Genomic DNA, 21596 nt, shown 5'->3' with positions numbered 1-21596 from the left:
CACCGGCTCATTGGAGTGACGAGAGTCATGGATACGTCCAGCATCAACGCCCAGAGCATCTTCGACGACAACGCGGCCACGCTGAAGCTGAGCTGGCTGACGGGGCATGAAGGCTGGGAGCGCGGTTTTTCGGCCGACACCGTCGGCAACGCGACGTCGAGCGCCGACCTCGTCGGCCACCTGAACCTGATCCACCCGAACCGGATCCAGGTGCTCGGCGAAGCCGAGATCGACTACTACCAGCGGCAGACCGACGAAGACCGTTCGCGCCACATGGCCGAACTGATCGCGCTCGAACCGCCGTTCCTCGTCGTCGCCGGCGGCGCCGCCGCGCCGCCCGAACTCGTGCTGCGCTGCACGCGCTCGTCCACGCCGCTGTTCACGACGCCGATGTCGGCCGCCGCGGTGATCGACAGCCTGCGGCTCTACATGTCGCGCATCCTCGCGCCGCGCGCGACGCTGCACGGCGTGTTCCTCGACATCCTCGGAATGGGCGTGCTGCTCACCGGCGACTCCGGGCTCGGCAAGAGCGAACTCGGCCTCGAACTCATCAGCCGCGGCCACGGCCTCGTCGCCGACGACGCAGTCGACTTCGTCCGACTTGGCCCCGATTTCGTCGAAGGCCGCTGCCCGCCGCTGCTGCAGAATCTGCTCGAAGTGCGCGGCCTCGGCCTGCTCGACATCAAGACGATCTTCGGTGAAACCGCCGTGCGCCGGAAAATGAAGCTGAAGCTGATCGTCCAGCTCGTGCGCCGCCCGGACGGCGAATTCCAGCGGCTGCCGCTGGAAAGCCAGACGGTCGACGTGCTCGGTCTGCCGATCAGCAAGGTCACGATCCAGGTGGCGGCTGGCCGCAACCTCGCGGTGCTGGTCGAGGCGGCCGTGCGGAACACGATCCTGCAGTTGCGCGGAATCGACACGTTGCGCGATTTCATGGATCGGCAACGACTCGCGATGCAAGATCCCGACAGCCAGTTCCCCGGCAAGCTCGTGTAACTTCCCCGCGCCGGCCTCGCAGCGCCGACGCGTCGAGCCGGTGCTATGATGAAACGTCAGGATTCTCTGCTTCCCATGCGCATCGTCCTCATCACCGGCATCTCCGGCTCAGGCAAGTCCGTCGCGCTGAACGCGCTTGAGGACGCAGGCTATTACTGCGTCGACAACCTGCCGCCGCACGTGCTCCCCGAACTCGCCCGCTACCTTGCCGAGGGCGGCCAGCACCGGCTCGCGGTCGCGATCGATGCGCGTTCGAGCGCCTCGCTCGACGAAATGCCCGGCCTGATCCGCTCGCTGTCGCTCGAGCACGATGTCCGTGTGCTGTTTCTCAACGCGAGCACGCAGGCGCTGATCCAGCGCTTCTCCGAAACGCGCCGGCGCCACCCGCTGTCCGGCTCGCCGTCGCACGACGCGAACGTCGGGCTGCTGTCGTCGCTCGAGGAAGCGATCGAGCGCGAGCGCGACCTGGTCGCGCCGCTCGCCGAATTCGGTCACCAGATCGATACGAGCACGCTGCGCGCGAACGTGCTGCGCACGTGGGTCAAGCGCTTCATCGAGCAGAAGAACAACGACCTGATGGTGATGTTCGAGTCGTTCGGCTTCAAGCGCGGCGTGCCGCTCGATGCCGACCTGATGTTCGACGTGCGCGCGCTGCCGAATCCGTACTACGACCATGAGCTGCGCCCGCTCACCGGGCTGGACCAGCCGGTCATCGCCTTTCTCGACGCATTGCCGATCGTCCACCAGATGATCGACGACATCCATGCGTTCCTGATGAAATGGCTGCCGCACTTTCGCGAAGACAACCGCAGCTACCTGACCGTCGCCATCGGCTGCACGGGCGGTCAGCATCGCTCGGTGTTCATTGCGGAAACGCTCGCCGCGCGCCTCGCGCACGATGCGAACGTGATCGTGCGGCATCGTGACGCGCCCGTGGATGTCGACGCGTCGTCGCGGCTCGTCGCCGAGGTCGCCCGACCTTAGCGACACCCTCTCTCACCGGCGCGCCATGTCCACCCTATCGACCACCCTGATCGACCTGCCGCTGTTTCCGCTGCACACAGTGCTGTTCCCCGGTGGCTGGCTGCCGCTCAAGGTGTTCGAGGCACGCTATCTCGACATGTGCCGCGCCTGCCTGCGCGACGACGCGCCGTTCGGCGTGTGCCTGCTGAAGAGCGGCCCCGAGGTCGCGCAGGACGGCGCCGTGTCGGTGCCCGAGACCATCGGCTGCATGGCGCGCATCACCGAGTGCGACACCGGCGAATTCGGGATGCTGTACCTGCAGGCGATCGGCACGCAGCGTTTCGAGCTGCTGTCGCATCGCGTCGAAGGCAACGGACTGCTGGTCGGGATCGCGGAGCCGCTGCCCGACGACATCCCGCTCGAAGGCGAGCAGGCGCTCGCGCAATTCGGCTCGTGCGCCGAGGTGCTCGAGCGCATCATCGAGGCGCTGAAGAAATCCGAACCGGACAAGATGCCGTTCGGCGAACCGTTCCGTCTCGACGACCCGAGCTGGGTGTCGAACCGCCTCGCGGAACTGCTGCCGCTCGACCTGCGCGCGCGGCAGAAGCTGATGGAGTTTCCGGATGTCGGGGCACGGATCGATGCCGTGCACCACGTGCTCGACCGCCACGGATGGCTGTAGGCGCCGGCCGGCCTGCCGCGTCGCACCGGCATCGGCGCGCGAACCACCCTGACGGGCGCAACACCCGCGGCGGTCCGGCGCTTCCGTAAGCGCTGCTCGCGCCGCGCCCTTCCCCTTTCGTTACAGCAGCGGCCCGCTCAGCGCATCGAGCAGCTTGCGCACGGGCGCCGGCACGCCGTACGCGTCGAGCCCGGCGAGCGGCACCCACGCCGTCTCGGCGTCCTGCGCGTACGCGTCCGGCAACCCGCCGTTCGTCATGTCGCTCAGCCGCGGCTCGATCTCGAGCCGGAAATGCGTGAACGTGTGCGTAAACGGCGCGAGCGGCATCGGGCCGCCGCCGCCGAAGCCGCGGGCGAGTTCCGCGAGGGCAGCATCGCCGTCGGCCTGCGGCAGGCACCACAGGCCGCCCCAGATCCCGGCGGGCGGACGCCGCTCGAGCAGCACGGCATCGCCGTCGCGCAGCACGAGCATCCAGGTCTTGCGCGTCGGCACGGCCTTCTTCGGCCGCGCGGCCGGCAGTTCGCGCTGCCGGCCCGTCGATTGCGCGACGCAGTCGCCCGCGAACGGACAGCGCGCGCAATCCGGCTTGCCGCGCACGCACAGCGTCGCGCCGAGATCCATCAGCCCCTGTGTATAGGCGCTCACGTCGGCCGCGTTCGCGGCATCCGGCAGCAGCGATTCGGCCAGCGCCCACATGTCGTTCTCGACACGCTTCTCGCCCGGAAAGCCCTCGACCCCGAACACCCGCGCCAGCACGCGCTTCACGTTGCCGTCGAGGATCGTCGCGCGCGCACCGTACGCGAACGACGCGATCGCCGCGGCCGTCGAGCGGCCGATGCCCGGCAGTTCGGCGAGCGCTTCCGGCGTCGACGGGAATACACCGCCATGCTCGGCGACGACGACCTGCGCGCAGCGGTGCAGGTTGCGTGCGCGCGAGTAGTAGCCGAGCCCGGCCCACAGCGCCATCACGTCGTCGGACGGCGCGGCCGCGAGCGCGGCGACGTCGGGAAAGCGCTCGAGAAAGCGCGCGTAATACGGGACGACGGTCGAGACCTGCGTCTGCTGCAGCATGATTTCCGACAGCCAGATCCAGTAGGGATCGCGGGTGTTCTGCCACGGCAGGTCGTGGCGACCGTGCACGCGCTGCCAGGCGATCAGGCGCGTGGCGAACGTGCGGTGCAGCGGCGTGACGGGGAACGGAGCGGGAGCGATGCGGGGCGGCTTCAAGTGTTCGAATCTTTGGAAAGAGGTTTCAACGCGGGGCTCAACGCTGGCAGGTCGGGCAGTAATAGGTCGAGCGCTGACCCTGCACGATCTGGCGGATCGGGGTGCCGCATACGCGGCAAGGCAACCCGGCACGGTCGTAGACGAAGCAGTCGAGCTGGAAATAGCCGCTTTCGCCGTTGCTGCCGACGAAATCGCGCAACGTGCTGCCGCCGCGCTCGATCGCGTCGGCGAGCGTCGCGCGCACCGCGTCGGCCAGTCGTTCGTAGCGCGGCAGCGATACCTTGCCGGCGGCGGTCGTCGGCCGAATGCCGGCGCGAAACAGGCTCTCCGACGCATAGATGTTGCCGACGCCGACGACCATGTCGCCCGCGAGCAGCGCCTGCTTGACCGATACCGTGCGGCCGCGTGTGCGCGCGTGCAGCAGCGCGCCGGTGAACGCCGGCGAGAACGGCTCGACGCCGAGGCTCGCGAGCAGCGGATGCGCATGCACGTCGCCCGCTTCGCGCGGGTGCCACAGCACGGCGCCGAAGCGGCGCGGATCGCGGAACCGTAGCACGAATTCGTCGAAGATCCAGTCGATGTGGTCGTGTTTCGCGGCGACCGGCACGCCGGCCGCGGGCAGCACGCGCAGCGTGCCCGTCATCCCGAGATGAACGATGAACCAGCCCGCGTCGACCTCGAACAACAGGTACTTGCCGCGACGCTCGACGGCGAGCACCTCGCGCGCGCGCAATTGCTCCGCGAGCCCCGCCGGCACGGGCCAGCGCAGCATCGCGGTACGGACGTCGACACGCTCGACGCGGCGGCCCGCGACAAAGGGCTCGATGCCCCGGCGCGTGACTTCGACTTCTGGCAACTCTGGCATGTTTTGCGGGTCTGAGACGGGATTCACGATCGTGCGTGTATTGTAGCGAGCGCGTTACAATCGGTTGAAACATCGAACGGATTTCCATGACCTTGCCCTCGAAGCTGCTTCTGAAGCGCCCCGCCGCCGAGCGCGGCGCGCGCGCCTTCCCGGTCCGCCGTGCGCTCGGCGCCGCGCTGTTCGCCGCGTGGACCCTCACCGCCTTCCCGGCTCACGCGCAGGCTCCGGCATCGGACGACGCGGAGCCGCAGGGTGCGTTCGAGCACGTGATGCCGGACGAGAAAAAGGATCTCCCGGGCGTCCCGCTGACGAGTCAGATCGTCTATCAGGTGCTGGCCGCCGAAGTGGCACTCCAGCGCAACCAGCCGGCGCCGGCCTACCAGACCTACCTCGCCCTCGCCCGCGACACGCGCGATCCGCGCATGGCGCAGCGGGCGACCGAGATCGCACTCGGCGCGCAAAGCCCGGCCGACGCCTTGTCCGCGGCCAATCTGTGGCGCCAGTACGCGCCCGATTCGAACCGCGCGTCGCAAGTCGACGCCGCGCTGCTCGTGCTCGCCGGCAAGCCGGCCGACGCGCAGCCGATGCTCGCGCGCGAGCTCGCCCGCGCGACCGGCGAAACGCGCGGCCCCGCGATCCTCGCGCTGCAGGCGCTGCTGGTGCGCGGCTCCGACCGCGTCGCCGGCCTCGCGGTGCTGAAGGACATGCTGAAGAACGACCTGAACCGCCCCGAGGCGCAGCTCGCGATCGCGCGGCAGCAACTGGCGGTCGACGACAAGGAAGGCGCCGCGCAATCGCTGAAGCAGGCGCTGCAGATCCGTCCCGACTATCTGCCGGCGGCGCTGATGCTGTCGCAGATGGGGCCCGCGGAGCGCGCGGCCGGCATCGCGTCGTTCGAGAAGTATGTTCAGCAGAATCCGAAGTCGCGCGATGCGCGGCTCGCGCTGTCGCAGCTCTATCTCGCCGACGACCGCCTCGACGACGCGCGCAAGCAGTTCGAGACGATGCGCAAGCTCGACTCGAAGGATCCGACGCCGCTGATGGCGCTCGCGCTGATCAAGATCCAGCAGAAGAAGCTCGACGACGCGAGCGCGTACCTGAAGCAGTACGTGCAGCTCGGCGACAAGCAGCCGAATCTCGACGTCGGCCAGGGCTACATCTATCTCGCGCAGATCTCGATCGAGCAGGGCAACGACGCGCAGGCGTCGCAATGGCTCGACAAGGTCGACCAGACGAGCCAGCACTACCTGCCCGCCCAGATCACGCGCGCACAGCTGCTGCAGAAACAGGGCAAGACCGACGAGGCGCGCAAGGTGCTCGACGACCTGCCGATCAGCGACCCGCGCGATGCGGCCGTGGTCGCGCGCACCGACGCGTCGATCCTGTTCACCGCGAAGCGCTATCCGGAAGCCGAGGCGCGGCTCGCGCAGGCGGTCCAGGACTTCCCGGACGATCCCGACCTGCGCTACGACTATGCGATGGCTGCCGAGAAGACCGGCCACTACGCGGCGATGGAAAAGCAGCTGCGCGAGCTGATCCGCACACAGCCCGACAACCCGCAGGCGTACAACGCGCTCGGCTATTCGCTGGCCGATCGCAACCAGCGCCTGCCCGAAGCCAGCAAGCTGATCGACAAGGCTGCGTCGCTCGCGCCGAACGATGCATACATCATGGACAGCCTCGGCTGGGTGAAGTACCGGATGGGCGATGCCGCCGGCGCGGCGAAGGTGCTGCGGCGCGCGTACGAGCTGCAGCCGAACGCGGAGATCGGCGCGCACCTCGGCGAGGTGCTGTGGAAGAGCGGCGCGCAGGACGACGCGCGCACCGCGTGGCGTGCCGCGCAAAAGCTCGAGCCCGACAACGACACGCTCGTGCAGACGCTGAAGCGCCTCCAGATCAACGGCCTCTGATGCGGATGTTCCCGATGCTTTCCCTGTCTTCCCGCGCGCTGCGCACGCTGGCCGCGGCCGGCGCGGTGCTCGCGCTCGCCGGCTGCGCGAGCACGCCGCCGTCGGCGAATGCGCCGGCCGGCGCCGTGTTGCAGACGGCCGCGACGCATGCGTACCACGGCCGCTTCGCGGTGCAGTACAACGACCGCCTCGGCCGACAGCAGAACGTGTACGGCAACTTCGACTGGCAGGAGCATGGCGACGACGTGTCGCTGGAGCTGCGCAGCCCGCTCGGCCAGACGCTCGCGGTCGTGAAATCGACGCCGCAGGCCGCGTCGCTCGAACTGCCGAACCGCCAGCCGCAGTACGCGACCGATGTCGGCGAGCTGATGCAGAACACGCTCGGCTTCTCGCTGCCGCTGGCCGGCCTGCGCTACTGGCTGCTGCCGACGCCCGCGCCCGCGACGCCCGCGCAGACGGTGCGCGACCCGGTCGACGCGACGCACGTCAAGCAGATCCGCCAGGACGGCTGGACGATCGACTATCTCGCCTACGCGGACGCACCGGCCACCGGCGTCAAACGCGTCAACCTCGTGCGCGCGGCGCCGCCGCTCGACATCAAGCTCGTGCTCGACCAGTAAGCACGTGAACCTAGCCCCGACATACGCATGACCGATTCGACCCGCTCGCTGCGCAACTGCCTTGCGCCCGCGAAACTCAACCTGTTCCTGCACATCACCGGCCGTCGCCCGAACGGCTATCACGATCTGCAGAGCGTGTTCCAGCTGCTGAACTGGGGCGACACGCTGCACTTCACGCTGCGCGACGACGGTCGCGTCACACGCGTCACCGACGTGCCGGGCGTGCCCGAGGAAAGCGATCTCGTCGTGCGCGCGGCCAACCTGCTGAAGACGCACACGGGCACCGCCGCCGGGGTCGACATCGAGATCGACAAGTGCCTGCCGATGGGCGCGGGCCTCGGCGGCGGCAGCTCCGACGCGGCGACGACGCTGCTCGCGCTGAACCGCCTGTGGCAGCTCGACCTGCCGCGCGCGGAACTGCAGTCGCTCGCGGTAAAACTCGGCGCCGACGTCCCGTTTTTTGTTTTTGGAAAAAATGCGTTCGCAGAGGGTATCGGAGAAGAATTAGCTGAGGTAGAATTGCCGACTCGCTGGTTCCTGGTTGTGACGCCGCGAGTTCATGTCCCCACCGCTGAAATTTTTTCAGACGAGTTGTTGACAAGAGATACGAAGCCAGTCACAATTACGGACTTTCTTGCACAGCAAAGCAGCGATGCGGGATGGCCAGACAGCTTCGGCCGGAACGACATGCAGCAAGTTGTAACAAGTAAGTACGCGGAAGTTGCGCAGGTGGTCAAATGGTTGTATAATGTGACCCCCGCGAGGATGACCGGCTCCGGAGCAAGCGTGTTTGCAGCGTTTCAAAGCAAGCACGAGGCAGAAGCGGCGAAAGCCAGGCTGCCCACCGGTTGGAACGGTGCAGTTGCCGAGAGCCTGAACGAGCATCCGCTCTTCGCTTTCGCGTCATGAAGTTTTGCTTTGCCGGATGGCCTACAAGTCCGGTGAAGTTGTCAGTTAAGTGTAGGGGAGTCGCCAAGTTGGTCAAGGCACCGGATTTTGATTCCGGCATGCGAGGGTTCGAGTCCTTCCTCCCCTGCCAAAAATTTTCCCGCATTTCCCGCCTAAGCCTGAAGCAGGTGCACGATGAGCAGCCACAGCCATGATGGCTTGATGGTCTTTACTGGCAACGCGAATCCCGCGCTTGCCCAGGAAGTCGTCAATATCCTTGGAATCCCCCTCGGCAAAGCAATGGTCAGCCGTTTCTCCGACGGCGAGATCCAGGTCGAGATCCAGGAAAACGTGCGCGGCAAGGACGTCTTCGTCCTGCAATCCACGTGCGCGCCGACCAACGACAACCTGATGGAACTGATGATCATGGTCGACGCGCTCAAGCGCGCGTCCGCCGGCCGGATCACTGCTGCCATCCCCTACTTCGGCTATGCCCGCCAGGACCGTCGCCCGCGCTCGGCGCGCGTCGCGATCTCGGCGAAGGTCATCGCGAACATGCTGGAAATCGCCGGCGTCGAGCGGATCATCACGATGGATCTGCACGCCGACCAGATTCAAGGCTTCTTCGACATCCCGGTCGACAACATCTACGCAACGCCGATCCTGCTGGGTGACCTGCGCAAGCAGAACTACTCGGACCTGCTCGTCGTGTCGCCGGACGTCGGCGGCGTGGTCCGCGCCCGGGCACTCGCGAAGCAGCTCAACTGCGATCTCGCGATCATCGACAAGCGTCGTCCGAAGGCGAACATCGCCGAAGTGATGAACATCATCGGTGAAGTCGAAGGTCGTACCTGCGTGATCATGGACGACATGGTCGATACGGCCGGCACGCTCTGCAAGGCCGCGCAAGTGCTGAAGGATCGCGGTGCGAAGCAGGTGTTCGCGTACGCGACGCACCCGGTTCTGTCGGGTGGCGCCGCCGAGCGTATCGCCGCATCGGCACTCGACGAGCTGGTCGTCACCGATACGATCCCGCTGTCGGCCGAATCGCTGGGCTGCTCGAAGATCCGCTCGCTGACGAGCGCGAGCCTGCTGGCCGAAACGTTCTCGCGGATCCGCCGCGGCGACTCGGTGATGTCGCTGTTCGCGGAATCCTGATCGCGTAACGACACGACAAAGCATGCGCAGAAAGCGAAGCGGCAACGCTTCGCTTTTTGCACAATCGGACGGGATAGACGAAACCCCGGCCGTTTCATCAGGGGCCGCTGTTTGACGGCCCCGTTTTACTGCCTGGTCGCGGGCAGCCATTGGAGAATCATATGAAAGTCGTCGCTTTCGAGCGCCAAGAGCAAGGTACGGGTGCGAGCCGCCGCCTGCGCAACGCTGGTAAGACCACGGGTATCGTTTACGGTGGCGAAGCAGCCCCGCAAAAGATCGAACTCGATCACAACGCCCTGTGGCACGCCCTGAAGAAGGAAGCTTTCCACTCGTCGATCCTCGACCTCGAAGTGGCTGGCCAGTCGCAACAGGTCCTGCTGCGCGACGTGCAATACCACCCGTTCAAGCAACTGGTGCTGCACGTGGACTTCCAGCGCGTTGACGCGAAGAAGAAGCTGCACACGAAGGCACCGCTGCACTTCCTGAACGCTGAAATCAGCCCGGCCGTGAAGCTGTCGAGCGCGATCGTTTCGCACGTCGCAACGGAAATCGAAATCGAGTGCCTGCCGGCTGACCTGCCGGAGTTCCTCGAAGTCGACCTGTCGAAGATCGAAGCGGGTCAGTCGCTGCACGCGAAGGACATCGCGCTGCCGAAGGGCGTCGCGCTGGTCGCGCACGTCGACGCGGAAAACCCGGTTGTCGCATCGGCGACGGTCCCGGCTGGTGCCGTGTCGGACGCAGCAGGCGAAGGCGAAACGCCGGCTGCCTAAGGGCTGCCCACGCGCCCGTTCGATCCGTTTCACGAAACGGTCGACGCAACCCGCCGCGGCTTGCCCGGCGGGTTTTTCTTTTTCTGCGCCCAGGCGGCCGCTGCCGCCCATGAAACGTCATGATCAAACTGATCGTCGGCCTCGGCAATCCCGGGGCGGAATACACTGCGACGCGCCACAACGCCGGTTTCTGGCTGATCGACCAGCTCGCCCGCGAAGCCGGCACGACGCTGCGCGACGAGCGCCGCTTCCACGGCTTCTATGCGAAAGCGCGCCTGCACGGCGAGGAAGTCCACCTGCTCGAGCCGCAAACCTACATGAACCGCTCCGGCCAGTCGGTCGTCGCGCTCGCGAGTTTCTTCAAGATCCTGCCCGACCAGATCCTCGTCGCACACGACGAACTCGATCTGCCGCCCGGCACCGTGAAGCTGAAGCTCGGCGGCGGCAGCGGCGGCCACAACGGCCTGAAGGACATCTCCGCGCACCTGTCGTCGCAGCAGTACTGGCGCCTGCGCATCGGCATCGGCCATCCGCGCGACCTGATCCCGGACGGCGCGCGCGCCGGCGCGAAGCCCGACGTCGCGAACTTCGTGCTGAAGCCGCCGCGCCGCGAGGAGCAGGACGTGATCGATGCATCGATCGAGCGTGCGCTCGCGGTGATGCCGATGGTCGTCAAGGGCGAACTCAACCGCGCGACGATGCAGCTGCATCGCAACTGAACCCGCACCGCACCGGCATGGTGCAACGTGCCTTCCGGCAGCGCCGGGCGGCCTCTCCGTCCCGCGCAATTGCGCACCGCGGCGCCCACATGCGGTAGTCTGGTCGTTTTTGCCCGTCAGGAGCCAAGCGGTGAGCCGTTACTGGAGCGACGTCGTTCAGCAACTCGTGCCTTACGTGCCGGGCGAACAGCCCGCGCTCGCACACCCCGTCAAGCTGAACACCAACGAGAATCCCTATCCGCCTTCGCCGCGCGTCGTCGCGGCGATCGCCCGCGAACTCGGCGACACCGGCGACACGCTGCGCCGCTATCCCGACCCGCTCGCGCGCACACTGCGCGAGACGGTCGCGGCCCATCACCGCATCAAGCCCGAGCAGGTCTTCGTCGGCAACGGCTCCGACGAGGTCCTCGCGCACGCATTCCAGGCGCTGCTCAAGCATGACCGGCCGCTGCGCTTTCCGGACATCTCGTACAGCTTCTACCCGACCTATGCGCGCCTGTACGGCGTCGAGACCACGATCGTGCCGCTCGCGGACGACTTCTCGATCCGCGTCGAGGACTATCTCGACGACGCGGGCGGCGTGCTGTTCCCGAACCCGAATGCGCCGACCGGGCGCGCGTTGCCGCTCGCGGACATCGAGCGGATCGCGGCCGCGAACCCGTCGTCGGTCGTGCTGATCGACGAGGCGTACGTCGATTTCGGCGCGCAATCCGCGATCACGCTGATCGACCGCCATCCGAACCTGCTCGTCGTGCACACGACGTCCAAGGCTCGCTCGCTCGCGGGCATGCGCGTCGGCTTCGCGTTCGGCGACGCGACGCTGATCGACGCACTGAATCGCGTGAAGGACAGCTTCAACTCCTATCCGCTCGACCGGCTCGCGCAGGTTGCCGCGCAGGCGGCATACGAAGACACCGACTATTTCAGCGCGACCTGCCGGCGCGTGATCGACAGCCGCGCACGGCTCACGCACGCGCTCGAGGCGCTCGGCTTCGACGTCGTGCCGTCGGCCGCGAATTTCGTGTTCGCGCGCCATCCCGCGCACGATGCGGGCGCGATCGCGGCGAAGCTGAAGGATCGGGAGATTTTCGTGCGGCACTTCCGCGCGCCGCGCATCGACCAGCACTTGCGCATCACCGTCGGCACCGATGCCGAATGCGACGCGCTCGTCACGGCATTGCGCGACCTGATCGGCTGAAACACAAGCGGAAGCGGAACCGGCGCCGAACGGCGGTGCCGGCCGAGGAAATCGCAGCGTCGTGACGCGTGCGCGTCACCGCCGGGTCACTGCGCGTCGTCGCCCTTCGCGGCGGTCAACGCGTGATACTTCTCCATCAACTGCGCGTGCGATTCGTCATGCTGCGGATCGCGCGGAATGCATTCGACCGGACACACCTGCTGGCACTGCGGTTCGTCGAAATGGCCGACGCACTCGGTACACTTGTTCGGGTCGATCACGTAGATATCCGGGCCCATCGAAATCGCGCCGTTCGGGCACTCGGGCTCGCATACGTCGCAATTGATGCACTCGTCGGTAATCATCAAAGACATACTGATCTCACTTCTTCAGGCCGCCGGGCGGCTTCGCGACGAAACCGCCCGGCGCCGCGTCACGCGGCCGGGCCTCCCATCGCAGCGACTTTCTCGGTCAGCCACTTCTCGACGGACGGGAACACGAACTTGCTGACATCGCCGCCCAACTGCGCGATTTCGCGCACGATCGTCCCCGAGATGAACTGGTACTGATCGGACGGCGTCATGAACATCGTCTCGACGTCGGGCAGCAGATAGCGGTTCATCCCCGCCATCTGGAACTCATACTCGAAATCGGACACGGCACGCAGGCCGCGCACGATCACGCGCGCGTTGTTGGTGCGGACAAAGTCCTTCAACAGGCCCTTGAACCCCATCACCTTCACGTTCGGATAATGGCCGAGCACCTCGTTCGCAATCTTCAGACGTTCTTCCAGCGAGAAGAACGGCTTCTTCGCGCGGCTGTCGGCCACACCGACCACCAGCGTATCAAAAATGCTCGACGCACGCCGCACGAGGTCTTCGTGCCCGCGCGTCAGCGGATCGAACGTACCGGGATACACGGCGACTACCATGTCGCTCCTCCTGTCATCACGCAAACGGGGGGGCAGCCGTGCGACGCGCACGCCACTGCCGGGATGGGCAGGCGTCGCCTTTGCGGCGCGCCGCCTCGTATGGAACGCGCATTATTCATCATTTTCGCGCCGCAGCAAATGATAGTGAACCGCACCGGCCTTGCCGTGCTTCACCACCTGCCAGCCGGCGAGCGCTTCGTGCGCGGCGGGGTCGAGCTCGGCCCCCGTCTCGACGTACAGCGCGCCATCCGGCGCGACGAGCGGCGCCGCCAGCGCGATCGCGCGATCGAGCACGGCCGGCTCGCCGAACGGCGGGTCGAGGAACACGACGTCGAACGCGCCCGGGGTCAGCCCGGCCGCGAGCCGCAGCGCGTCGGCTTCCGCGACCTCGACCGAGCGCGCGCCGAGCTTGTCCTTGATCGCGCGCAGCTGCTGCGCCGCGCGCGGGTGGCGCTCGACCATCACGACGCTCGATGCGCCGCGCGACGCGGCCTCGAACCCGAGCGCGCCGGTGCCGGCGAACAGGTCGAGGCAGCGCCGGCGTTCGAGATCCTGGCCGAGCCAGTTGAACAGCGTCTCGCGCACGCGATCGGGCGTCGGCCGCAGGCCGTCGAGATCGAGCACGGCGAGCGGCGTGCGTTTCCAGTCACCGCCGATGATGCGGATCGTGTGCGGCTTGCCACGGCCGGAGGGGGCCGCCGGGCGGCCGGAAGAGGAACGGGACATACGGAATATCGACGACGGAGGGACCGGGTGCGCATGAGGGCGCACCGCCAAACAGGCGCACGTTACCACAGCGACGGCACCGGCTGACGCGAGTGCCCCGCCGCGCTGATAAAATGCACCGTTTCGGCCGCCGTGCGCACGCGCGACGGCCCCTCCGGCGCTCCGCCCTGGCGGCGCCCGCCCTCTTCCCGACGTCAGACCATGTTCAGCTTCTTCAAACGATTCAAGAAAACGCAGGAGCCCGACTCCGCGGAATCGCAATCGATCGACGCGCCGCAACCGGACGCGCCGTCCGACGCGCCCGCCCCCGATGCCCGCCAGGCGGTCGAAGCGCCGCGAGCGCCTGCCCAACCCGCCGCGCCCGCCGTCGTGATGACGGTCACGCCGACCAACGACGGCAGCGAAGAAGTCGTCGAAGCGGTCGAGATCGTGCCGCCGCCGACGCAGGACGCCTCCGCGAAGAAATCGTGGCTCGCGCGCCTGAAGTCGGGGCTCGCGAAGACGGGCTCGAGCATCACCGGCGTGTTCGTCAACACGAAGATCGACGAGGATCTGTACGAAGAGCTCGAAACCGCTCTGCTGATGTCCGACGCCGGCGTCGACGCGACCGAATACCTGCTCGGCGCGCTGCGCGAGAAGGTGCGCGTGGGCCGGCTGACCGATTCGCAGCAGGTGAAGGACGCGCTGCACGATCTGCTCGTCGAGCTGCTGAAGCCGCTCGAGAAATCGCTGATGCTCGGCCGCGCGCAGCCGCTCGTGATGATGATCACGGGCGTCAACGGCGCGGGCAAGACCACCAGCATCGGCAAGCTCGCGAAGCACCTGCAGAGTTTCGACCAGTCGGTGCTGCTGGCCGCGGGCGACACGTTCCGCGCGGCCGCGCGCGAACAGCTGGCGGTCTGGGGCGAGCGCAACAACGTGACGGTCGTCCAGCAGGAGAGCGGCGACCCGGCCGCGGTGATCTTCGACGCGGTCAGCGCCGCGCGCGCGCGCAAGATCGACGTGATGATGGCCGACACGGCCGGCCGTCTGCCGACGCAGCTGCACCTGATGGAAGAGCTGAAGAAGGTGAAGCGCGTGATCTCGAAGGCGCATGACGGCGCGCCGCACGAGGTGCTGCTCGTGATCGACGCGAACACGGGCCAGAACGCGCTCACGCAGGTGAAAGCCTTCGACGATGCGCTCGGCCTCACGGGCGTGATCGTCACGAAGCTTGACGGCACCGCCAAGGGCGGGATCCTCGCCGCGATCGCGCGGCAGCGTCCGGTGCCCGTCTACTTCATCGGCGTCGGCGAGAAGGTCGAGGACCTGCAGCCGTTCAGCGCCGTGGAATTCGCGGACGCGCTGCTCGGCTGAACGCCGCCGGCCAGCATCGCACGGGGCGCCTTCGGGCGCCCTTTTTCATGCGCGGCCGCGGCATCACTCGGCGTCGGGCTGCACGCCGGGCTCGGCGGCCTTGAACGCGTCGAGCGTCGACGCATGATCGGCGATCCGCTGGATCGTCGGAAAGCGCGTCGTGTCGATCGAGAAACGGTTCGCGTTGAATACCTGCGGCACGATGCAGATATCGGCGAGCGTCGGCGTGTCGCCGAAGCACAGCTTGCCGGTGCGCGGATCGTTCGCGAGGCGCGTCTCGAGCGACGCGAAACCCGCCTCGATCCAGTGCCGGTACCATGCGTTCTTCGCTTCCTCGGGCACCTTCAGCGTGTGCTTCAGGTACTTCAGCACGCGCAGGTTGTTCAGCGGATGGATCTCGCACGCGACCTGCAGCGCGATCGCCCGCACATACGCGCGGTCGACCGGCGCCTTCGGCAGCAGCGCCGGTTCGGGATGCGTTTCCTCCAGATATTCGATGATCGCGAGCGATTGCTGCAGCGTGGCGTCGCCGTCGACCAGCGTCGGCACGACCGCATCCGGATTCACCGCGCGGTACGCGTCCTTCAGTTGTTCACCGCCGTCGCGCAGCATGTGCACGGGGACCGTGTCGTACGGCAGCTGCTTCAGGTTCAGGGCGATCCGCACGCGGTACGACGCGGAACTGCGGAAATAGCTGTAGAGCTTCATGGGATGTCTCTCGTAGTCGTATTCGGCCGGCAACGGGGTACCCAGGGCACCGCCGGGAACCCGAGTTTAGCGCGCCGCGCGGTGCCGACGCGCGCCGCCGCGCACTTGAGCGAACCGCGCCCGTGCGATACTCGGGGCATTCCTTACCGCTCACCGCGCGGCCCGATGCCGGCCGCCCGCCCCACGCCCCGATGACCGCTCCCCACGACTCTGCCGCCTCGCCGTTCCCTTGCGCCCGCTTCATCAAGGAAATCGGCCGGGGCCCGCACGGCGCGCGCGCGCTGTCCGCCGAAGACACGTTCGAGCTCTATCGCGCGATGCTCGACGCGCGCGTGTCGGACGTCGAACTCGGCGCGATCCTGATCGCCTATCGCCTGAAGGGCGAAAGCGCCGACGAACTGGCCGCAATGCTCGCCGCCGCGCAGGCGTCGTTCGAACCCGTGCACGTGCAGGACGCCGCGTTCCGCCCGGTGTCGATCCCGAGCTACAACGGCGCGCGCAAGCAGCCGAACCTGGTACCGCTGCTCGCGCTGCTGCTCGCGCGCGAAGGCGTGCCGGTGCTCGTGCACGGCGTCGAGCGCGATGCGGGCCGCGTGACGAGCGCGGAGATTTTCTCGGCGCTGTCGATCGCACCGTCGACGTCGCACGACGCGATCGAGGACACGCTCGCCGAGCGCCGCGTCGCGTTCGCGCCGATCGACGCGCTGGCGCCGCGCATCGCGCGCCTGCTGTCGCTGCGCGGCGTGCTCGGCGTGCGCAACTCCACGCACACGCTCGTGAAGATCCTGCAGCCGTTCGCGCCGGCCGGCCTGCGGCTCGTCAACTACACGCATCCGCCGTACCGCGACAGCCTCGCGCAACTGTTCCGCGATCATCCGGCCGCCGCGCTCGGCGGCGCGCTGCTCGCGCGCGGCACCGAAGGCGAAGCGGTGGCCGACACGCGGCGCCAGGTGCAGGTCGACTGGCTGCACGACGGCGTCTGCGACACGCTGATCGAGCCCGAGCGCTCGTCGAGCGACGCGCCGGCCGTCGCGCTGCCCGAATCGCGCGACGCGGCGACGACGGCCGCGTGGACGGACGCCGTGCTGCGCGGCGAAATGCCGGTGCCTGACACGCTTGCGCGGCAGGTCGCGACGATCGTGCGGATCGTCCGGATCACGCCGTGACCGGTATCCCGGGTCGGCCCGTTTTCGCGCCGACCTTTCAACCGACCATTTGACAGGCGCACGCATCCTGGCATAGAGTTGTCGCCATGCGTTCCTTTCCGAACCCCCTCCGAATTACCTCCGGCCGCCTAGCGCGGTCGCTATCGCTACGACTAGCCTAAGGCTGTCGTAGCGCCGTGTGCTGTCCGCACGGTCCCTCCCTGCAGTTCCTCGCAGCACCCTTCTCGCAGTTTTTACAACCCGAAGTCGTCAGCATTCGTCCGTCTATCCGTCGGTCGATTCGCGAAGATCAGCCGCATCCGTAGCGCATTTCAGGCGCCACGGTGCGAGGCAGCGCCAACCGTCGCCCATGCCGCCCGTCTTCGCTCGCGACTTGAGACCCGAGGTCCCGAAGATGAAGCGCAACCCGCAAGACAAGTACCGTCCGTTCGAACCCGTCCGCATCAACGGCCGCCGCTGGCCGACCCGCACCATCGAGCGTGCGCCGGTCTGGATGAGCACCGACCTGCGCGATGGCAACCAGTCGCTGATCGAGCCGATGAGCATCGAGCAGAAGCTGGAATTCTTCGACATGCTGGTCGCGATCGGTTTCAAGGAGATCGAAGTCGGTTTTCCGTCGGCGTCGCAAACCGACTTCGATTTCGTCCGCAAGCTGATCGACGACAAGCGCATTCCCGACGACGTGACGATCGAAGTGCTCGTGCAGTCGCGCGAAGACCTGATCGCGCGCACCTTCGACGCGCTCGAAGGCGTGCCGCGCGCGATCGTGCACCTGTACAACGCGATCTGCCCGTCGTTCCGGCGCATCGTGTTCGGGATGTCGAAGGACGACGTGAAGGCGCTCGCGGTCGAGGGCACGCGACTCATCAAGGAACACGCGGCGGCCCGCCCGGACACGCGCTGGACCTTCCAGTACTCGCCCGAAACCTTCAGCATGACCGAGCTGACGTTCGCGCGCGAAGTGTGCGACGCGGTCGCGCAGGCCTGGCGGCCGACCCGCGATCACAAGATGATCGTCAACCTGCCGGCGACCGTCGAAGCCGCGAGCCCGAACGTGTTCGCCGACCAGATCGAGTGGATGGACCGCAACCTCGCGTATCGCGACAGCATCGTGCTGTCCGTGCATCCGCACAACGATCGCGGCACCGCGGTCGCGGCCGCCGAACTCGCGCTGCTCGCGGGCGCCGACCGCATCGAGGGCTGCCTGTTCGGCAACGGCGAGCGCACCGGCAACGTCGATCTCGTCACGCTCGCGCTGAACCTCTACACGCAGGGCATCGACCCGGGCCTCGACTTCTCCGACATCGACGCGGTGCGCCGCGTGGTCGAGCGCTGCAACCAGATTCCGGTGCATCCGCGCCATCCGTACGCAGGCGACCTCGTGTTCACCGCGTTCTCCGGCTCGCACCAGGATGCGATCCGCAAGGGCTTCGCGCAGCAGCGCCCCGACGCGGTGTGGGAAGTGCCATACCTGCCGATCGACCCGGCCGACCTCGGCCGCAGCTATGACGCGGTGATCCGCGTGAACAGCCAGTCCGGCAAGGGCGGCGCGACGTTCCTGCTCGAACGCGGGATGGGCTTCACGCCGACGCGCCGCGTGCAGATCGAATTCAGCCACGCGGTGCAGACGCTCGCCGACGCGTCCGGCGAGGAAGTGACCGGCGACGCGATCTGCGCGCTGTTCGCCCGCGAATTCTTCGAGACCGGTGGCCCGGCCGCGCGCCACGGCGACGGCGCGCGCTGGCAGAACCGCGACGTCGCGGGCGCGCCGCTGGCCGGCGCGACGCCCGAAGACGCCGTGCAACGCGTGGCCGCGGCGTTCGCGACGGCGGCCGGCGCGACGATCGACGTCGCGTCGTGCGAACACGCGCGCACGGCGGACGGCAGGATCGCGGTATCGGTCGGCTGCCGGGTCGGCGATGCGCCGCTGCGGCATGGCGTCGGGGTGCACGCTGATGCGGCGAGCGCCGCGCTCGATGCGGTGGTCAGTGCGATCAACCGCTCGGCCTGGCATTGCGCCGACCGCCGTGCGGCGGCCTGACCGCGCGGTTTCGCTTCAGGGTTTGAACGTCAGCGAGCGGTGCGTGACCGCCCGTGCGCCGCGCGATCCGCGCCGCACGGGCCAACAAAGAGCGGCCCAGAAGGCCGCTTCGGTCGGGACTTGAAAAAGAGCGCCACGCGCGCTCAGGTCTCGGTCGCGCACCGCGTCGCCTGCCACGCCAGCAGGCGCCATTGGCCCTGCTCATGTGTATGGACGGCGGTATAGGCGATCGGAAACACCAGCCCGCCGTTGTTCGTTTCCATCTCGATCAGCGCGCGCCCGGTGACGACGCAGGTTGCGTCGCCGACCGGCAGCAGGTCCTGCGACTGGATTTCGATCTGGCGATAGCGGCGGCGGCCGGCGACGATCGCGTCGATGAACTGCTGCTTGGTTTCGCGCTTGCCGTTGGTGTGCACGAAGAACACCTTGTCCGACAACTGCGCCTCCAGCGCCTCGCCGTCCCCGTCGACCATCGCCCGGAACCGATCGCGCTCGAGTGCGCGAATCGCATCGACCACCTTCGCCATCGCCTGACTCCTCGGCAACGCGCCCGCCGTGCGCGGGCGTGCGGATCAGAAGTTGTACTGCACGTAGAACTGGTGGAAATTTATACCAGGATTCGGCTCTTTGATACCCGCGTTAGACACATGTTGAAAACGGTAACCGACCTGATACTGTTGGCGTTCTCCGAACTGTGCGCCGACGCCGACGATGTCCGCGAACTGAAAGGACGTCGACAGCGACAGATTGTTCGAGATCGTCGGGTGAGTCAGGAACCGGATGCCGGCGCCGGCCTCGACGAACGGGCGAACCTGGCCCGCGCTCTTGATGAAACGGAACATCGGCGTCGCGCCGATCTCGCCGAGGTTGGGGTGGATGTTGCCGCCCGTGTGCCAGTAGCCGACGTGGCCTTCCATCACGAACGCGAAGTGCCAGCCGCCGATTTCCCACCAGTTCCAGCCCGGATCCCACACCACGCCGAGATCGCCCTTGTCGATCCCGTGGCGGTCGGAAAACCCGCCGCCCGCCTGGATCCCCCACCGGTCCGCGAATGCGGCCCCCGATCCGCCCAGCAGCGACGCCGCCAGCAGCGCATGCAGCGCAAGCCGGCTACGGGGCCGGCGATTCTTCTTATTGTTCATCTGACACTCCAACTTTGCGGGTTGAATGGAGCCTTGCCGCAGCGGCCGGCCCGAGCGAACTGAATGGTATGGTAAAGGACTTTTCGGATCGGCATCACGAAGCGAAATGGTTTGCTTCCAAAAGTACAAAAATCGAAATCGTCTACTGATTACTATCAGAAACAAGGACTTATGGAACTTCCGCCAGCCGGTCCGGTCGCAAATTAGACTATCGACTCGACCAGTTCGATAGAAAACCGGGAACTCGGAAGCCCACGCACCCTCTAAGGAATTAGCACTCGGATTACGGGAGTGCTAAGATGGGCCCCGGAATCTCATCCGAGACCAGGGGTTTGTCCCTGATTCCAAAGGAGTTTTTAGTGAGCCACGCCCTGACCCTTCCGAACACCCTGAGCCCGACGCCGGCCAAGGCCGAATCGGCAGGCTCGCTGGCGCTCGCAACTCAATCGATGTTGCCGGGCCAGCTTGGCAACATCGACGCGTACATCCAGGCCGTCAACCGGATCCCGCTGCTGAGTGCCGAAGAGGAACGCCAGTACGCGACCGAATTCCGCGAAGACAACAACCTCGACTCGGCACGCCGCCTCGTGCTGTCGCACCTGCGGCTCGTCGTGTCGATCGCGCGCAACTATCTCGGCTACGGCCTGCCGCACGGCGACCTGATCCAGGAAGGCAACATCGGCCTGATGAAGGCGGTGAAGCGTTTCGACCCGGCGCAAAACGTGCGCCTCGTGTCTTACGCGATCCACTGGATCAAGGCGGAGATCCACGAGTACATCCTGCGCAACTGGCGGATGGTGAAGGTCGCGACGACGAAGGCGCAGCGCAAGCTGTTCTTCAACCTGCGCAGCCACAAGAAGAGCATGCAGGCGATGACGCCCGAGGAGATCGACGGCCTTGCGCAGGAGCTCAACGTCAAGCGCGAAGACGTGGCCGAGATGGAAACGCGCCTGTCCGGCGGCGACATCGCGCTCGAAGGGCAGGTGGACGACGGCGAGGAGTCGTACGCGCCGATCGCGTACCTGGCCGACTCGCACCACGAGCCGACCGCCGTGCTCGCCGCGCGTCAGCGCGACATGCTGCAGACGGACGGCATCGCGCAGGCGCTCGATGCGCTCGACGCACGCAGCCGCCGGATCATCGAGGCGCGCTGGCTGAACGTCGACGACGACGGCTCGGGCGGCTCGACGCTGCACGATCTCGCTGCCGAATTCGGCGTGTCGGCGGAACGCATTCGCCAGATCGAAGCGAGCGCCATGAAGAAGATGCGCACTGCCCTCGCCGAATACGCATAAATCCCGGCGATTCAGAGCGCTTCACCCAAAACCGCTGCCCACTGGGCGGCGGTTTTTTTTCGCCCGTCCTTTCTCTCCGTTTCTTTCGTATTAATCGACCTTATTGATCGGGTATCGGGCGGTTTCGGGCCCCTTCCGCATAACCTTGATCTACCTCAAGTTTCAGGTCGCGGTTCGCGACGGTCTGCCGCAGCGCAGCACTCGGCATCGGAATGCCGGCATTTTAAAATTGGCACGTCGGCATAAAAGGATTAAA

The 21596-nt window shown here is 66.9% G+C and carries 22 protein-coding genes and 1 tRNA gene; 15 read left to right on the top strand and 8 right to left on the bottom strand.

Going from position 1 to position 21596, the window contains the following annotated elements:
- Window positions 1-27: 27 nt before the first annotated feature.
- From hprK to DIE21_RS05550, 3 genes are all read left to right on the top strand, one after another.
- Entirely contained in the window at window positions 28-996 is a 969-nt protein-coding gene (gene hprK, locus DIE21_RS05560; RefSeq protein WP_006483133.1) for an HPr(Ser) kinase/phosphatase, read from the top strand.
- A gap of 75 nt (window positions 997-1071) precedes the next feature.
- Complete coding sequence (gene rapZ / locus DIE21_RS05555; protein WP_124496748.1) at window positions 1072-1980, top strand: RNase adapter RapZ; 909 nt, start codon at window positions 1072-1074, stop codon at window positions 1978-1980.
- 25 nt (window positions 1981-2005) lie between these two features.
- Complete coding sequence (locus DIE21_RS05550; protein WP_124496747.1) at window positions 2006-2641, top strand: LON peptidase substrate-binding domain-containing protein; 636 nt, start codon at window positions 2006-2008, stop codon at window positions 2639-2641.
- A gap of 120 nt (window positions 2642-2761) precedes the next feature.
- Here the strand turns inward: DIE21_RS05550 and mutY are convergent, their stop codons facing one another.
- Both mutY and mutM read right to left on the bottom strand, forming a co-directional pair.
- Window positions 2762-3868, bottom strand: a complete 1107-nt coding sequence (mutY, locus tag DIE21_RS05545) for an A/G-specific adenine glycosylase (protein WP_124496746.1) — start codon at window positions 3866-3868, stop codon at window positions 2762-2764.
- A 37-nt stretch (window positions 3869-3905) separates the two neighbouring features.
- Window positions 3906-4733, bottom strand: coding sequence for a bifunctional DNA-formamidopyrimidine glycosylase/DNA-(apurinic or apyrimidinic site) lyase (mutM, locus tag DIE21_RS05540; protein ID WP_044847468.1), 828 nt, complete (start codon window positions 4731-4733; stop codon window positions 3906-3908).
- A gap of 86 nt (window positions 4734-4819) precedes the next feature.
- Between mutM and DIE21_RS05535 the strand changes: the two genes are divergently transcribed.
- From DIE21_RS05535 to hisC, 8 genes are all read left to right on the top strand, one after another.
- Window positions 4820-6643, top strand: coding sequence for a tetratricopeptide repeat protein (locus DIE21_RS05535; RefSeq protein ID WP_124496745.1), 1824 nt, complete (start codon window positions 4820-4822; stop codon window positions 6641-6643).
- Window positions 6643-7263, top strand: a complete 621-nt coding sequence (gene lolB, locus DIE21_RS05530; RefSeq protein WP_124496744.1) for a lipoprotein insertase outer membrane protein LolB — start codon at window positions 6643-6645, stop codon at window positions 7261-7263. Before DIE21_RS05535 ends, lolB begins: the two co-directional genes overlap by 1 nt.
- Before the next feature lie 27 nt (window positions 7264-7290).
- Window positions 7291-8172, top strand: coding sequence for a 4-(cytidine 5'-diphospho)-2-C-methyl-D-erythritol kinase (gene ispE, locus DIE21_RS05525; protein WP_124496743.1), 882 nt, complete (start codon window positions 7291-7293; stop codon window positions 8170-8172).
- A gap of 53 nt (window positions 8173-8225) precedes the next feature.
- Window positions 8226-8302 (top strand) — tRNA-Gln (locus DIE21_RS05520).
- A gap of 44 nt (window positions 8303-8346) precedes the next feature.
- On the top strand, window positions 8347-9309 hold the full coding sequence (locus tag DIE21_RS05515; RefSeq protein ID WP_124496742.1) for a ribose-phosphate pyrophosphokinase: 963 nt from the start codon (window positions 8347-8349) through the stop codon (window positions 9307-9309).
- Between the two features lie 161 nt (window positions 9310-9470).
- Window positions 9471-10079: a 50S ribosomal protein L25/general stress protein Ctc gene (locus tag DIE21_RS05510; protein ID WP_124496741.1), complete on the top strand. Its 609-nt coding sequence runs from the start codon at window positions 9471-9473 to the stop codon at window positions 10077-10079.
- Window positions 10080-10198: 119 nt separating this feature from the next.
- On the top strand, window positions 10199-10798 hold the full coding sequence (gene pth, locus DIE21_RS05505; RefSeq protein ID WP_124496740.1) for an aminoacyl-tRNA hydrolase: 600 nt from the start codon (window positions 10199-10201) through the stop codon (window positions 10796-10798).
- A gap of 130 nt (window positions 10799-10928) precedes the next feature.
- On the top strand, window positions 10929-11996 hold the full coding sequence (gene hisC / locus DIE21_RS05500) for a histidinol-phosphate transaminase (RefSeq protein ID WP_124496739.1): 1068 nt from the start codon (window positions 10929-10931) through the stop codon (window positions 11994-11996).
- A gap of 86 nt (window positions 11997-12082) precedes the next feature.
- Here hisC and DIE21_RS05495 read toward each other — a convergent pair whose 3' ends face one another.
- From DIE21_RS05495 to rsmD, 3 genes are all read right to left on the bottom strand, one after another.
- On the bottom strand, window positions 12083-12349 hold the full coding sequence (locus tag DIE21_RS05495) for a YfhL family 4Fe-4S dicluster ferredoxin (protein ID WP_006760398.1): 267 nt from the start codon (window positions 12347-12349) through the stop codon (window positions 12083-12085).
- Between the two features lie 59 nt (window positions 12350-12408).
- Window positions 12409-12906 carry a pantetheine-phosphate adenylyltransferase gene (coaD, locus tag DIE21_RS05490; protein WP_006398238.1) on the bottom strand — a complete coding sequence of 166 codons (498 nt, stop codon included), beginning with the start codon at window positions 12904-12906 and terminating at the stop codon, window positions 12409-12411.
- A 111-nt stretch (window positions 12907-13017) separates the two neighbouring features.
- Window positions 13018-13632, bottom strand: coding sequence for a 16S rRNA (guanine(966)-N(2))-methyltransferase RsmD (gene rsmD, locus DIE21_RS05485; protein WP_124496738.1), 615 nt, complete (start codon window positions 13630-13632; stop codon window positions 13018-13020).
- A 201-nt stretch (window positions 13633-13833) separates the two neighbouring features.
- Between rsmD and ftsY the strand changes: the two genes are divergently transcribed.
- Window positions 13834-14988 (top strand): signal recognition particle-docking protein FtsY, encoded by a 1155-nt coding sequence (gene ftsY, locus DIE21_RS05480; RefSeq protein ID WP_124496737.1) that lies wholly within the window; start codon window positions 13834-13836, stop codon window positions 14986-14988.
- A gap of 63 nt (window positions 14989-15051) precedes the next feature.
- Here the strand turns inward: ftsY and maiA are convergent, their stop codons facing one another.
- On the bottom strand, window positions 15052-15696 hold the full coding sequence (maiA, locus tag DIE21_RS05475; RefSeq protein ID WP_124496736.1) for a maleylacetoacetate isomerase: 645 nt from the start codon (window positions 15694-15696) through the stop codon (window positions 15052-15054).
- A 191-nt stretch (window positions 15697-15887) separates the two neighbouring features.
- Here maiA and ybiB point away from each other — a divergent pair, with 191 nt between their 5' ends.
- Both ybiB and leuA read left to right on the top strand, forming a co-directional pair.
- Window positions 15888-16862: a DNA-binding protein YbiB gene (gene ybiB / locus DIE21_RS05470; protein WP_124496735.1), complete on the top strand. Its 975-nt coding sequence runs from the start codon at window positions 15888-15890 to the stop codon at window positions 16860-16862.
- 394 nt (window positions 16863-17256) lie between these two features.
- Window positions 17257-18903, top strand: a complete 1647-nt coding sequence (leuA, locus tag DIE21_RS05465; RefSeq protein ID WP_124496734.1) for a 2-isopropylmalate synthase — start codon at window positions 17257-17259, stop codon at window positions 18901-18903.
- Between the two features lie 143 nt (window positions 18904-19046).
- Here leuA and DIE21_RS05460 read toward each other — a convergent pair whose 3' ends face one another.
- A complete protein-coding gene (locus DIE21_RS05460; RefSeq protein ID WP_059526129.1) occupies window positions 19047-19430 on the bottom strand; it encodes a nuclear transport factor 2 family protein in 384 nt (127 codons plus the stop codon).
- Between the two features lie 45 nt (window positions 19431-19475).
- Window positions 19476-20045, bottom strand: coding sequence for an acyloxyacyl hydrolase (locus DIE21_RS05455; protein WP_124496733.1), 570 nt, complete (start codon window positions 20043-20045; stop codon window positions 19476-19478).
- A gap of 359 nt (window positions 20046-20404) precedes the next feature.
- Between DIE21_RS05455 and rpoH the strand changes: the two genes are divergently transcribed.
- Window positions 20405-21340 carry an RNA polymerase sigma factor RpoH gene (gene rpoH / locus DIE21_RS05450; protein WP_124496732.1) on the top strand — a complete coding sequence of 312 codons (936 nt, stop codon included), beginning with the start codon at window positions 20405-20407 and terminating at the stop codon, window positions 21338-21340.
- Window positions 21341-21596 lie beyond the last annotated feature (256 nt).

The organism is Burkholderia sp. Bp9140, from assembly GCF_003853425.1.
GTDB lineage: Bacteria > Pseudomonadota > Gammaproteobacteria > Burkholderiales > Burkholderiaceae > Burkholderia.
Note: the sequence above shows the minus strand (reverse complement) of the source record. Positions and strands in the feature narration are given on the sequence as shown.